Origin of the sequence: Rhodococcus koreensis, from assembly GCF_017068375.1 — a bacterium.
GTDB lineage: Bacteria > Actinomycetota > Actinomycetes > Mycobacteriales > Mycobacteriaceae > Rhodococcus_F > Rhodococcus_F koreensis.
Window position 1 is genome coordinate 7,866,074 of record NZ_CP070609.1, and the last position, 13,545, is coordinate 7,879,618.

Below are 13,545 nucleotides of genomic sequence, written 5' to 3' on the forward strand. Positions count from 1 at the left end.
CGAAAGAAGGCACCCACGTGACCAGCCCTGTCGGATTGGGTATGCCCGAAGGCCCGGCCGCCGTTCTCGCACCTCGCCGCAAGACTCGCCAGCTCCAGGTCGGATCTGTCGGTGTCGGCAGCGACTTCCCGGTATCCGTGCAGTCGATGTGCACCACCAAGACGCACGACGTCAACGCCACGCTGCAGCAGATCGCCGAACTCACGGCATCCGGTTGCGACATCGTGCGCGTCGCCTGCCCGCGGCAGGAGGACGCCGACGCGCTCGCGACCATCGCGAAGAAGAGCCAGATCCCGGTCATCGCCGACATCCACTTCCAGCCGCGGTACATCTTCGCCGCGATCGAGGCCGGCTGCGCCGCCGTCCGCGTGAACCCCGGCAACATCAAGGAGTTCGACGGACGCGTCAAGGAGGTCGCGAAGGCGGCAGGCGACGCCGGCATCCCGATCCGGATCGGCGTCAACGCCGGATCCCTCGACCCGCGGCTGATGCAGAAGTACGGCAAGGCCACGCCGGAGGCGCTCGTCGAGTCCGCGCTGTGGGAGGCGGGACTGTTCGAGGAACACGGGTTCGGCGACATCAAGATCTCGGTGAAGCACAACGACCCGGTGATCATGGTCGAGGCCTACCGGCAGCTGGCGGCGCAGTGCGACTACCCGCTGCACCTGGGTGTGACCGAGGCCGGTCCCGCGTTCCAGGGCACGATCAAGTCGGCGGTCGCGTTCGGCGCGCTGCTGGCCGACGGCATCGGCGACACCATCCGGGTGTCGCTGTCCGCCCCGCCCGCCGAGGAGATCAAGGTCGGCACGCAGATCCTGCAGTCGCTGAACCTGCGGCCCCGCAAGCTCGAGATCGTGTCCTGCCCGTCGTGCGGGCGCGCCCAGGTCGACGTGTACACGTTGGCCGACGAGGTGACCGCCGGACTCGAGGGCATGGAGATCCCGCTGCGCGTGGCCGTCATGGGGTGCGTCGTCAACGGTCCCGGTGAGGCCCGCGAGGCCGATCTGGGCGTCGCCTCCGGCAACGGCAAGGGACAGATCTTCGTCAAGGGCAAGGTCATCAAGACGGTGCCGGAGGCGCAGATCGTCGAAACGTTGATCGAGGAAGCGATGCGGATCGCCGAGGAGATGGAGGGCGACGCGACGTCCGGATCTCCCGTCGTGACGGTCAGCTGACCCGGCGCCCGCAGCGGGCGACGAAACGTCTCCCGTTTCCGGCGAGTTCGTGGCAATCTGGTGGGCAGGTCCACTAGCTGACAAGGTTGGGTAGATGCTCAAGCTCCTCGGTGCCAAACAGTTGAGCAGTCGGGACGCAGCACACGTGCTCCGCGTTCTCGACGCCGATCCTGTCGCCGCCTGCATGGTTGCCGCTCGCGTGGAAGAGGGCGGTATCGATCCCCGGATGATCCACGGAGAGTTGTGGAGTCGGGGCGGGCCGCTCGAATCGTTGTGCTTCTCCGGCGCGAATTTCGTGCCGCTGCGGGGCAGCATCGACGACATGCGGGCGTTCGCCGACCGCGCCTGTCGCACGCCGCGCATGTGCTCGTCGCTGGTCGGGCGGGCCGAGTTGACGTTGCCGTTGTGGGAGATGCTCGAGCTGGATTGGGGGCCCGCCCGCGAGGTCCGGCCCGATCAGCCGCTGCTGGCGCTGGCGAGTACGCCGCAATGCCGCCCGGATCCGTTGGTCCGGCAGGTGCGGATGCACGAACTCGAGCAGTATCTGCCTGCCGCGGTCGCGATGTTCATCGAGGAGGTCGGCATCGACCCCCGCGCCAACGACGGCGGTCGAGGATACCGGCGCCGCGTCGCCAATCTCATCGCCGCAGGCCGGGCGTGGGCGAGATTCGAGGACGATCAGGTGGTGTTCAAGGCCGAGGTCGGTTCGGTGTCCGCGCGGGTCGGGCAGATCCAGGGCGTCTGGGTGCACCCGATGTACCGCGGGCACGGGTTCGGCGCGGCGGGCACCGCGACGGTCGCGGAGGCCGTCATCGCGGAGGGCCGCATCGCCAGTCTCTACGTCAACAGTTTCAACACGGTGGCCCGCAGTGCGTACGCACGCATCGGCTTCAGGCAGGTCGCGACGTTCGCCACAATTCTCCTGGACTGACGCGCTGGCCCGCCTACCGTGTCGGCGGTGTCCGCCGACATAGCATGGGCGGCGATGAACCTGCGGCCACACTCTCGCTCCCGCGTCGTCCAGTCGATCGCCCTCTGCGGCGCCGCTGTGCTGACGGCGGGTCTCGCCGCGTGCACGCCGAGACCGGACGGTCCGGAACCGGCGGCGCAGGCGTTTCTGACGGCGTTCGCCGAGCAGGATTCGGAGCAGGCCGCCGACCTGTCGGATCGCCCGGACGTGGCCCGCCAGGCCCTCGAGTCCGCGTGGACGTCGCTGCAGGCCGAGTCGCTCGACGCCCGGACGACGGACGTCGACGTCAGCGGTGACACGGCCACCGTCGGGTACACGTACGAATGGCATCTGCCGAAGAACCGGGTCTGGGCGTATTCGGGTGAACTGCAGATGGGGCGGCGCGGCGGCGACTGGGCCGTGCGGTGGAGTTCCACGAACGTCCATCCCCGGCTGGGGGACCGGCAGACGATGTCGCTGCGGTCCACCGCAGCTCCCCGGGCGCGAGTCAACGAGCATTCCGGTTCGGACGTCCTCGTCCCCGGCGTGGTGTACCGCGTGAAGTTCGATGCGGCGCAGTCGGGCAACGTGATCGGCAGCGCCCAGTCCCTCGCGTCGGCGCTCGTCACGTTCGACAACACGCTCACCGCGCAGTCGATCGCCGAATCGGCGACGGCGGTCAAGGGCGACTACCTCGTCACCCGGTTGCGGTCGGACGATTACGAACAGGTCGCCGGTGTGCTCGGCGCCATTCCCGGGGTGAGCGTGTCCGACGAGGCGGACCTCGTCGCCACCGACCGGAACTTCGCACCGGATTTGGTCGGCCAGGTGAAGAAGACCGTGATCGACGAAGTCGACGGCAAGGCCGGCTGGAGCGTGGTCACGGTCAACCAGAACGGGGTGGACACGGACGTGCTCACCGAGACGGCGCCGCAGACCTCCCCGTCGTTCTCGATCAGCCTGGACCGTCCCATCCAGATCGCCGCGCAGAACGCCGTCAACGCCCGCACCGACCAGACCATGATGGTCGTCATCCAGCCGTCGACCGGCGACGTGCTGGCCGTCGCGCAGAACAGGGCGGCGGACAAGGACGGACCGGTTGCGCTCACCGGCCTGTATCCGCCCGGTTCGACGTTCAAGATCATCACCGCCGGCGCCGCGATCTCCTCGGGCATCGCGACACCCGACACGATGGTGCCGTGTCCCGGACGCATCGAGATCGGTGAACGCAGCGTCCCGAACTACAACGAATTCGCGCTCGGCACCGTGCCCATGGCGACGGCGTTCGCCCGTTCGTGCAACACGTCGTTCGCGAAACTCGCCAGCGAGATGCGGCCCGACGCACTGACGGTCGCGGCATCGCAGTACGGAATCGGGCCCGACTACGACGTGGTCGGCCTGCCCACCGACTCGGGTTCGGTGCCGCCCGCCGACGACCTCGTGCAGCGGACCGAGGACGGGTTCGGTCAGGGCAAGGTGGTGGTCAGTCCGTTCGGGATGGCGTTGGCCGCGGCGACCATCGCGCACGGCACGACGCCGGTGCCGCGGTTGATCGCGGGGCGGGAAACCAAGATCGACGGGGAGCATCCGCCGATCAGCCCGGAGATGGTCGACGGGCTGCGCGGAATGATGCGCCTCGTGGTGACGAGCGGTACCGCCGAGCGGATCGAAGATCAGGGCGAGGTGTACGGCAAGACCGGTGAGGCCGAGGTCGAGGGCGGCTCGCACGCCTGGTTCGTCGGATACCGCGGCGACCTGGCGTTCGCGACACTGGTGGTGCGCGGCGGCAGTTCCGACAACGCCGTCGCCGTCACCCGCGACATGTTCGCCGCCCTGCCCGAGGGGTACTGACCCGGCGGCTGTCCACCGATCGGGGGACGCGGAATTCATCCTGTTCGGGGGCTGATCGGTGGACAGACGTCACCGTCGGCGCCGTCCATAGTTGGTTGCAGACGGAAGAACCCGCACAGCCGGGATCGAAAAGCCAACGTGGACAGGAAGTCGGACCATGACCATCAGTGCAGAAGTGAATTGCGTGGAGACAGCGAACCGCACCCGGCGGGTGTTGTTCGTCGGGCGCCCGGGCGCCGGCACCGAGCTGACGCGGTGGGTTGCGTTGCGGCAGTGGGCTTCCGACCGTGGAGTCGAATCGATCACCGAATGTGAGGGTGACGTCGTCTGCGCGATCGCGACCGAGGACGTTCTGGACGGACTCTGTTCGCCATCCGATGCGATGGCGATGCAGCTGGCGCGGGCTCGAGGGGTGCCCTGCGTCGGCGTTCGCGACGCACACGTGCTCGAGGACGCGATCTGACATGTCATTCGAGATCATCGAGCGCGGCGAAACCCTCGTAGCCGGGCTGCCCGTGCGCAGCCCCCGGCGGGCGTTGGGACAGCTGAGCGACCCTCGTCTCGACCGCGCCTGGACGAGGGTGCTCCACCACGAGGTCGGCGGGCCGCTCGCGTCCACCTACATCGACTTCGCGCCCGACGTCGAGTCGTATTACACCCAGATCGTCGGGTACGAGTGCGCGACGGTGGACGACGCCACGCGGGGCCACGTCATTTCGCGGATCCCGCCCGGCACGTACGCGAAGTTCTCCTCGCGGGGCATGTTCCCGGACGTCATGTTGCGGCTGTGGGCGCAGGTCAGCGAGGCGGAGGCGCACGGCGACATCGAGCGGACGTACACCGGCGACCTCGAGGCGTATCCGCACGCCTACGCCGTCGACCTGTACATCCCTATCCGCGTGGACGAGTCCGCCGGACCGTCGAAGGCAACAGGTGAGAAGTGATGATCGAGATCGTCAAGAGGCAGGCCGAATCGTTCGTGGGCCTGACCATCCCCGAAGGAAAACCCGGACGTCCCGGGCCGGGCCGGGAACTCGTCGACTTCACCGTGGAGCGGATCAGGGATCGGGGGATCTCCGAGATCTTCGTCGTCTACGCGGCATCCCCGCCGCCGCGCACGTTCACGGTCGTCGTCGGATACCCGTGCGATTCGACCGACAAGATGGAGCCCGGCGACGTCCTGGTCGGCGTTCGTTCCGGCTATTTCGCCCGATTCCGGTGCGAGGACGAATCGGAACCGGACGCGCTCGCCGAGACGTGGAGCGTCGCGGACTACGCGGCGGCGCGCGGCCGGATCGAACGCGCGTTCACCGAGGATCTGGAGGTGCATCATCCGGACGGGTCGGTCGAGCTGTTCCTCTCGCTGCACTGAGCGGCGGACGGCCGGAAGCGAAAACCAGTACTGCCGTGTCACTCGTGCTCGGCGAGTTTCTCGGGGTCGATCTCGGGCCCGCCCTTGCCGAGCCTCTTGTTCACGACGACGGTCCCGGCCCACAGCACGACACCGATTCCGAGGAGGATGCCCGCGATCTGGTACTGCACCGCGGGGCGGTCGGCGAAAGGAGTGACGAGGAAGCCGCACGTGAGGGCGCCGATGATCGGCAGGACGGTCGGTACCCGGAAATGCTTGTGCTCCACCGGTTGCCTGCGCAGGACGAGCACGGTGACATTGACGATGGTGAACACGCCCAGCAGCAGCAGCGCCGTCGTGCCGCCCAGTTCGGGGACCTCACCGACGAACGTGATGAGGCCGAACGCGAGGAGCGTCGTGAAGACGATCGCCACGTACGGGGTGCGCCTCGTGGAGTGCACGCGGCCGAGCGGGGGCGGCAGGACGCCCTCCCGGCTCATGCCGTACAGCAGCCGGCTCGCCATCAGCATGTTGATCAGCGCCGTGTTGGCGACGGCGAACATGGTGATGAACGCGAAGATCCCGATCGGGAAGCCGGGCGCCCCGGCCTGAACGACCTTCAGCAGCGGAGTGTCGCCCTCGCCGAGTTCGCTCACCGGCACCAGTGCGATCGCGGTGACCGACACGAACACGTAGATGCAGCCGGTGATGATGAGACCGGTCAGCAGGACCTTCGGGAAGATGCGGCTCGGTTCCTTGCATTCCTCGGCCATGTTGACCGAGTCCTCGAACCCGACCATCGCGAAGAACGCGAGGGCGGTCCCTGCGACGACCGCGCCGAGCGCGGATCGGTCGCCCGTGTCGAACGTGGTGACCCGCGAGAAGTCGCCGTCGCCGACGCCGAGGGCCCACAGCCCGATCATGATGATGATCAGGAGTCCGGACAGTTCGACGCAGGTGAGCACGACGTTGGTCTTGACGCTCTCGCTGACCCCGCGGAAGTTGACGAGACCCACCAGCGTCATGAATCCGAGACCGAGCAGGGTGATGCCGATCCCGGTGGAGAAGTCGAGGTGGAACGCCTCGACGAAATTGGCTGCGAACGCCCGCGACGCCGTCGACGCGGACGTGATTCCCGAGCACATCACGGCGAACGCGACCATGTACGTAAGAAAGTGCACCCCGAACGCCTTGTGCGTGTACAGCGCGGCGCCGGCGGCCTTCGGGTACTTCGTGACCAACTCCAGGTAACTGAACGCGGTGATGATCGCGACGACGAACGCCACCAGGAACGGCAGCCACACCGCGCCCCCGACCTGATTGGCCACCTTGCCGGTGAGCGCGTAGATGCCGGTGCCGAGGATGTCGCCGACGATGAACAACAGGAGCAGACCCGGGCCCATGACCCGCTTGAGGCTCGGTTGTTCGGGCGAGTTCGAACCCGGGGTGTTCGAATTCGTGGCGTCCGTTGTCGATCCCATCACCCACCGCCTTTCACTACCGCCTGCGTCCCTCGTTCGAGGAGACGCGTTCGCTAGGGGAGCAGCCCGAGCCTGCGTGCGGTGACCACCGCCTCGTGCCGCGACCGTGCGTCGAGCTTGCTCATGGCGCTGCGCAGATAACTCTTCACCGTCTCGGGCCCGACCGAGAGTCGCTGGGCCGCTTCACTGTTGGTGCACCCCAGGGCGACGTGGGACAGGACGTCGATCTCACGCGGGGTGAGGTGGATGCCGGGGTCCTCGTCGGCGCCGCCGGCATCCGGCCGCAGGATCCCGGCCAGCCGCTGCGACAGCCCGCGGAGTCGGGCCTGCAGCGAGGTGTCGGTGACGGTCTGCGCGACACTCCGCAGTTCCGCGTGGATGTCCCGGAGTTCCTCGGTGGTGGCGCCGCCTGCGCCGTTGCCCTCGAGCGTCTTCATCATCTCGAGGCGGCGATCGACCTCGTCCCGGATGGCGATCTCGGTACCGAGGCGCCGCGACGCCGCGACGACGATGTCCGCGGTGCGGTCGCCGATCGGCGCGCAATCGCGGATGGCGGCGTACAGCACCGCGCGCGAACTGCCGTGCACCATGACGGGCACCGCCAGGATGGACCGGAGTCCCTCACTGAGGACGGGCCGGTCGTAGTGGTGCGTGATGGTCGAGGCTCTGCCGTAGTCGTTGACCGACGCGGGTGTGCGCTGGGCGACCACGCGACCGCCCAGTCCGGACCGCGCCGGGATGGCGAGCCCCTTGAGGTTGTTGGTGCGGGTGCCGACGAACTCGCTGAGGTGGAGTGTGTCGTCCTGGACCTCGCCGGCGAACAGGACCGGCGCAACGCCGTGAGCTGCGATGGCGCGCAGCTCACCACGCAGTGCGTCCCCGTCCCGAGGGCGCAGCAGCGACGGTGCACGAGCAACCAAGTCGTCACCCCTTTCCGGGGGTAGTCACAGCGGTCTGTGAGCTAGATCATAACCGTAGTGGGTTCGGGCGACGGCCCGGCCTCTTTACCTGGCCATGAGAACACGAGGAGTACCGCATGACCACCGATCCCGCCGCACGCGTGCGTGAGCTGCTGGACCAGTACGACACGCCGACGGCGTCCGCCGCGGAACTGCTGTGTGATCGACACCCCGCCGACGACGTGGCGTTCACCGTCGTCGAAGCCGACCTGTCGTCGACGGACCTCACCTACGGCTACCTGCGCGAGCAGTCGTCACGCTTCGCCGCCGCACTCGCGGACCTCGGGGTGGAGCCGGGTGACCACGTCGCGACGCTGATGGGCAAGTCGGCGGAACTGGTCGTCGCGCTGCTCGGGATCTGGCGCCGGGGCGCCGTCCACGTCCCCCTGTTCACCGCGTTCGCGCCGCCGGCGATCGCGTTCCGGCTCGGCGCCAGCGGCGCGAAGGTCGTCGTCTCCGACGCCAATCAGGTCGACAAGCTGGCCCCGGGGGAGGACATTCCCGCGGACGCGCCGTGGCAGGTCGTCGTCGTGGGTGGCGGCTCCGGCGCGCTCGATTTCGCGACGCTCGTGGAATCGCGCGACGCGGCGGACGCGAAGGGCGCGGCCGTCACGGTCGGCGGCGCGGGACCCCTCGTCCAATTGTTCACCAGTGGCACGACCGGGACCCCGAAGGGCGTTCCGGTGCCCCTGCGCGCACTCGCGTCGTTCCACGCCTACCAGGAGTTCGGCCTCGACGTCCGCAAGGACGACGTGTTCTGGAACGCCGCCGACCCCGGCTGGGCGTACGGCCTCTACTACGCGCTGCTCGGGCCCCTTGCCGCGGGGACCCGCAGCATCCTGCTGCACGCCGGGTTCTCCGCGCCCCTCACCTGGCAGGTGATGGAGCGCTTCGGCGTCACCAACTTCGCCGCCGCGCCCACGGTCTACCGCAGCCTGCGGGCCGATCCCACTCCGATCCCCGAGACGGTGAAACTGCGGCGCGCGTCGTCCGCGGGCGAACCCCTCACCCCCGACGTGATCTCCTGGGCCGAGGCCAACCTGAACGTGTTCGTCCGCGACCACTACGGCCAGACCGAACACGGCATGTTCATCGCCAACGCCTGGGCCGACGAGCTGCAGGACGAGGTGCGCGAAGGCTCCATGGGCAAACCCCTGCCGGGGTGGGCGTGTGCCGTCCTCGAGGACGATTCCGACGCCGTCGCCCCGCCGCGCACCCCGGGGCGGGTCGCCATCGACACCCTGGGCAGCCCGCTGATGTGGTTCACCGGCTACGTCGACGCACCGGAGAAGACCGCGCAGCGGTTCACCGCCGACGGTCGCTGGTACCTCACCGGCGACGCCGGCCAGACCGACGAGGACGGCTTCTACTTCTTCTCCGCCCGCGACGACGACGTGATCATCATGGCCGGCTACCGGATCGGGCCCTTCGATGTCGAGAGCGTGCTCGTCATGCACGACCACGTCGTCGAGGCGGCCGTCGTCGGGATGCCCGACGAACTGCGCGGTGAGGTGCTCGAGGCGTTCGTCGTCCTGCGCGACGGCATCGACGGGACCGGCGAACTCGAGGTCGAACTGCAGACGCTGGTGAAGAAGAAGTTCGCCGCGCACGCCTACCCGCGCACCGTGCACTTCGTCCCGAGCCTGCCGAAGACCCCCAGCGGCAAGGTGCAGCGGTACCTGCTCCGCCAGAAGTAGTAGGTGGCTCCGCTGCCCGTGCGCGGTTGAGGAGTGTCAGGACTCGTTAACCACGCACGGGTGCGTCAGCGCTTGCGGAGGCGGCCGACGACCAGCAGGGCGAGCAGGGTGACCGCCAGGAGCAGGGTGGTGTCGGCCGCGGCGAGGAACACCCGGCCGCGGTCGGTGAGACCGAAGATGCTCACCGGCAACGTCTTCCAGGTCGCCGGGTACACCATCACGGTCGCGCCCAGTTCGCCCATCGACAGTGCGATCGACAGGCCGGCCGCGGCACCGAGGGCCGGGAGCAGCAGCGGCAGAGTGATCCGCAGCAGGACGCGGGCAGGGCCGGCGCCGAGGGACTCGGCGGCCTGCCGGTACGCGGGATCGAGCCGGTCCAGTGCCGCCGAGACAGCGCTGAACGTGAACGCCAGCACGAGGATGGTGTGCGCCAGGATCACGATCCACTTGGTTCCGCCGAGCAGCAGCGGCCGCGAGTTGAACGCGATCAGCAGACCGAGACCGATCGCGACGGACGGGATCGCGATCGGCAGGTGGAAGACGGCGTCGGTGACGCGGCGCAACCACGCCGGCGCCTCCCGCGCCGCCAGTGCCGCCCACGTCCCGACCGCGAGTGCCAGTGCACCCGCGATGAACGCCGTCTGCAGGCTGACGGTCAGGCTGGCGACATTCTCGTCGGACAGTGCCACCGCCAAGTTCCGGCCACCGAGGTCCGAGGGCAGTGGACCCGTCCAGGATCCGGCGAGGCCCGCGGCGACCACGGTGGCGATCGGTGCCGCGAAGACGACGGTCACCACGAGGCCGAACAGGCTCATGGCCAGCGCCCTAGATCTTGTCGTCCACAGCAGCACGGCTGCCTCCCGTCAGTGTCGCGAACAGAAATCGGTACGTGCAGTACAGGGCCAGCGACAACGCCACCTGGACCGTGGCGATCACGGCCGCGCCCGGCAGGTCGAACGTGACGATGCCGCGTGTGTAGATCAGGACGGGCAGTGTCACCACGTCCTTGGCGCCCGTGAACAGGACGATGCCGAACTCGTTGAGGGTGAGCAGCAGCACCAGCGAGCCACCGGCCAGCAGCGCGGGCCAAGCCTCCGGCATCACGACGGTCCGCAGCACCCGCAGCGGCGACGCCCCGAGACTGGCGGCGACGTCGAGTTGTTCGCGGGGGATCTGGGTGAACGCGGCGAGCAGAGGGCGGACGACGAACGGGGTGAAGAACGTGATCTCGGCGGCGATCACTCCGAGTGGGGTGCCGACGAAGTTCAGCGGCCCGTCGGCGTCGCCGGTGATCCGCGTGATCAGTGCGTTGACCGCCCCGGCGGTGCCGTAGAGGAAGGTGAACGCCAGGGTGATCAGGAACGACGGCAGCGACAGCACCGCGTCGATCAGCCGGCCCACGACGGTCGATCCCGCGAATGGGACGAACGCCAGGACCAGCGCGAGGAATGTGCCGAGGACCAGGCAGCCGAGCGTCGAGAGGGCGGCGATCTGCACTGTCCGCCACAGCGCCGTGCGGAACAGTTCGGAGCCGAGGACGCCGGACCAGGCGTCCAGACCGGAACCGGTGCCGGAGTCGAGGGATTCGGTGAGCACCCGCGCCATCGGGTAGACGGCGAATCCGAGGACGAGCAGCAGGGGTGGGAGTGTCCAGGCGATGGCGCGCCACCGGACCGGTTCGGGACGGGGCGGGGCCGCCTCGGTGGGCGGACGTTCGAGTGTCGCGGTCATGCCGCCGGCACCAGGACGCTGCCGTCGGAGGGGAACTGGACGCCGACGACGGCGCCCGGTGTGCGCTGGTCGTGACCGGCGACGTCCGCGTCCACCTGCACGCCCTCGAGTTCGTCGACGGTGAGGGTGATCCGTGTGGTCGACCCGCGCCACACCGTCGAGACGATCCGCGCCGCGAACGATCCCTTCGCGCCGGGCGCCGTCAGCGTGACCGCGTGCGGGCGGACGCACAAGAATGCGGGCAGGTCCGACTCCCACGCGACGTGCCCGATGTCGGGTTGCGGGGCCGTCGCGGTGACGGGGACGCCGCCGATGGACACGAGCGCCGACGTTCCGATCACCCGGGTGACGGTGCACGGCAACAGGTTGGCGCCGCCGAGGAATTCCGCGGTGAAACTGCTGGGCGGCCGCTTCCACAGGTTCTCGGCGGTGTCGACGTCCGCGAGCCGGGAGTTGCGCATGACGGCGATCCGGTCGGCCAGCGCCAGCGCCTCGCCCTGGTCGTGGGTGACGTAGAGCATCGCCGTGTCGGGCAGGGCCGCCCGCAACCGGGTGAGCTCGCCGAGCATGGTCTCGCGCAACTGCGCGTCGAGGGCGGCGAGTGGTTCGTCGAGCAGCAGGACCGCGGGCCGGATCGCCAGAGCCCGGGCGATCGCGATCCGCTGCTGCTGTCCGCCGGACAGTTCGCGGGGCAGGCGCTTGCCGTAGGCGGCCATGCCGACCATCTCGAGGGCCTCGGTCACTCGCGCGCCGATCTCCGCGCGCGGTACCCGCCGGGCGCGGAGCCCGAACGCGACGTTGTCGGCGACCGTCATGTGCGGGAACAGCGCGTAGGACTGCACGACGACACCGATTCCCCGTTTCGCAGGCGGAAGCCCGGTGACGTCGCGTGATCCGAGCCGCACCGAACCCGAAGTGGGACGGACGAATCCGGCGAGGGCCTTCAGCGCGGTCGACTTTCCGGAACCGCTCGGTCCGAGGAGGGCCACGGTTTCACCGCGGGCGACGCGGAGGGTGAAGTCGACGAGGGCGTGGGTGACACCCCTGCCGCGTCCGTAGGCGACGGTGACCCGGTCGAACGTAATGGCGGGTGCGGAGTACTCGGTGGCCCCGCGGACCGCGGGGGTGTGGGACGGGTGCGTCCGCCCGGTGGGAATTCCCGACACGATCAGCTCCCGGTGGCCTTCTGGTACGCGGCGACGTCCGAATCGAGTTCGGTGAGTACGTCGTTCCAGTTCGGCGACCACACCTGGACGCCCTGCAGGGCGCGCGCCGGGGCGCTGTCGCTCGCGGCGGCGCGCACGTCCTCGCGGACCGACACGCCGCGCGCCTCGTCGGCGACCGTCTTCTGTGACTCCTCGGACAGCAGGAACTCCATCAACTGCCTGCCCTGCTCGCTGCGCGGCGCGCCCTTCGCCAGGCCCATCACGTACGGCAGGGCGACGGTGGTGCGGGTGCCGTCGGCGGCGGCGGGGAAGAAGAGGTCGAATGTCGAGCCGTCGTCGGCGATGGAGGTGAGGTTCATCTGGACGTCGCCGTTGGCCACGAGCAGTTCGCCGTTGCTGACCTTCGACTGCAGCTTGCCCGTCGAGGACGACGGTCCCACGTTGTTGGCCTGGAGCTTCGCGAGGTAGTCGAGCGCGCCGTCCTTGCCTATCAGGTGCTGCAGGAGCAGCAGCACCGCGGTGCCGTCGCCGGCCTGACCGGGGGTGGAGTACTGGATCCTGCCCTCGAGCCGGTCGGACAGCAGGTCGTCCCAGGTGCGGGGAGCGGGCGACGCCGCAGGGTTGGCGATGAAGGACAGGTAGTTCCCGACGACGGGAACGAAGCGGCCGGCCGGGTCGGTCTCGGCCGCGGGGACGGCGGAGGTGTCGACGCCGCTGGGGACGAGCAGTCCCTGGGCGTCCGCCTTCTGGATGAACGGCGGGAGCGTGACGACGACGTCGGCCTGCGGGTTCGACTGTTCCTTGTCGAGGCGGGAGACGACTTCGCCGGATCCGGCTTCGACGAGGTTCACCGCGATCCCGGTCCGTTCGGTGAAGGCGTCGAAACGCGACTGGTACCACCCGGAGAGTCCGTCGGCGCTGTACACGGTGACGGTGTCGGTGCCCGAGTTCGCGGCGGTACCGGTTCCGCCGCAAGCGGTTCCGAGGGTGAGGACGGTCGCGGCCAGGGCGGCGGCGGCGATCCGTGGGCGAAGACGCATGGCGAATTCCTAACGATGAGGGGGTCGGTGCCGAGGAGCCTGCCGTTTGGTCTAGACCATTGGGCCACCGTTGGGGGAACGCCAGGTGAACAATTGGTATAGACCATTTTTCGGGTACGCTCGGCCGCATGAACGACGACGGCGA

General features: G+C 69.0%; 13 protein-coding genes. 7 read left to right on the top strand and 6 right to left on the bottom strand.

Features of this window, described 5'->3' with window-relative positions:
- Positions 1 to 17 precede the first annotated feature (17 nt).
- The 6 genes from ispG to JWS14_RS35695 all read left to right on the top strand — a co-directional run bounded on the left by ispG (position 18) and on the right by JWS14_RS35695 (position 5,347).
- Positions 18 to 1,175 (top strand): flavodoxin-dependent (E)-4-hydroxy-3-methylbut-2-enyl-diphosphate synthase, encoded by a 1,158-nt coding sequence (gene ispG / locus JWS14_RS35670; protein ID WP_072937829.1) that lies wholly within the window; start codon positions 18 to 20, stop codon positions 1,173 to 1,175.
- A gap of 94 nt (positions 1,176 to 1,269) precedes the next feature.
- A complete protein-coding gene (locus tag JWS14_RS35675; RefSeq protein WP_015890310.1) occupies positions 1,270 to 2,106 on the top strand; it encodes a GNAT family N-acetyltransferase in 837 nt (278 codons plus the stop codon).
- Positions 2,107 to 2,160: 54 nt separating this feature from the next.
- On the top strand, positions 2,161 to 3,975 hold the full coding sequence (locus tag JWS14_RS35680; RefSeq protein WP_179377534.1) for a penicillin-binding transpeptidase domain-containing protein: 1,815 nt from the start codon (positions 2,161 to 2,163) through the stop codon (positions 3,973 to 3,975).
- A gap of 157 nt (positions 3,976 to 4,132) precedes the next feature.
- Positions 4,133 to 4,438, top strand: coding sequence for a hypothetical protein (locus JWS14_RS35685; RefSeq protein WP_072937830.1), 306 nt, complete (start codon positions 4,133 to 4,135; stop codon positions 4,436 to 4,438).
- 1 nt (position 4,439) lies between these two features.
- Entirely contained in the window at positions 4,440 to 4,919 is a 480-nt protein-coding gene (locus JWS14_RS35690) for a GyrI-like domain-containing protein (protein ID WP_206015288.1), read from the top strand.
- On the top strand, positions 4,919 to 5,347 hold the full coding sequence (locus tag JWS14_RS35695) for a GyrI-like domain-containing protein (RefSeq protein ID WP_206015289.1): 429 nt from the start codon (positions 4,919 to 4,921) through the stop codon (positions 5,345 to 5,347). The genes JWS14_RS35690 and JWS14_RS35695 overlap by 1 nt, the downstream gene beginning before the upstream one ends.
- A 38-nt stretch (positions 5,348 to 5,385) precedes the next feature.
- Here JWS14_RS35695 and JWS14_RS35700 read toward each other — a convergent pair whose 3' ends face one another.
- Both JWS14_RS35700 and JWS14_RS35705 read right to left on the bottom strand, forming a co-directional pair.
- Complete coding sequence (locus JWS14_RS35700; RefSeq protein ID WP_206015290.1) at positions 5,386 to 6,807, bottom strand: APC family permease; 1,422 nt, start codon at positions 6,805 to 6,807, stop codon at positions 5,386 to 5,388.
- Between the two features lie 53 nt (positions 6,808 to 6,860).
- Positions 6,861 to 7,727 (bottom strand): helix-turn-helix transcriptional regulator, encoded by an 867-nt coding sequence (locus tag JWS14_RS35705; RefSeq protein WP_206015291.1) that lies wholly within the window; start codon positions 7,725 to 7,727, stop codon positions 6,861 to 6,863.
- A gap of 116 nt (positions 7,728 to 7,843) precedes the next feature.
- Here JWS14_RS35705 and JWS14_RS35710 point away from each other — a divergent pair, with 116 nt between their 5' ends.
- Positions 7,844 to 9,463 carry an AMP-binding protein gene (locus tag JWS14_RS35710; protein WP_206015292.1) on the top strand — a complete coding sequence of 540 codons (1,620 nt, stop codon included), beginning with the start codon at positions 7,844 to 7,846 and terminating at the stop codon, positions 9,461 to 9,463.
- Between the two features lie 65 nt (positions 9,464 to 9,528).
- Here JWS14_RS35710 and JWS14_RS35715 read toward each other — a convergent pair whose 3' ends face one another.
- Genes JWS14_RS35715 through JWS14_RS35730 form a run of 4 tightly spaced genes read right to left on the bottom strand, consistent with a single transcriptional unit; the run spans position 9,529 to position 13,400 of the window.
- A complete protein-coding gene (locus JWS14_RS35715; RefSeq protein ID WP_206015293.1) occupies positions 9,529 to 10,314 on the bottom strand; it encodes an ABC transporter permease in 786 nt (261 codons plus the stop codon).
- Positions 10,289 to 11,194 (bottom strand): 2-aminoethylphosphonate ABC transporter permease subunit, encoded by a 906-nt coding sequence (locus JWS14_RS35720; RefSeq protein ID WP_206015294.1) that lies wholly within the window; start codon positions 11,192 to 11,194, stop codon positions 10,289 to 10,291. Before JWS14_RS35720 ends, JWS14_RS35715 begins: the two co-directional genes overlap by 26 nt.
- The gene (locus JWS14_RS35725) at positions 11,191 to 12,360 is read right to left on the bottom strand and encodes an ABC transporter ATP-binding protein (RefSeq protein WP_206015295.1); all 1,170 of its coding nucleotides are present in this window, start codon (positions 12,358 to 12,360) and stop codon (positions 11,191 to 11,193) included. The genes JWS14_RS35720 and JWS14_RS35725 overlap by 4 nt, the downstream gene beginning before the upstream one ends.
- 2 nt (positions 12,361 to 12,362) lie before the next feature.
- A complete protein-coding gene (locus tag JWS14_RS35730; RefSeq protein WP_072937839.1) occupies positions 12,363 to 13,400 on the bottom strand; it encodes a 2-aminoethylphosphonate ABC transporter substrate-binding protein in 1,038 nt (345 codons plus the stop codon).
- Positions 13,401 to 13,545: the final 145 nt, after the last annotated feature.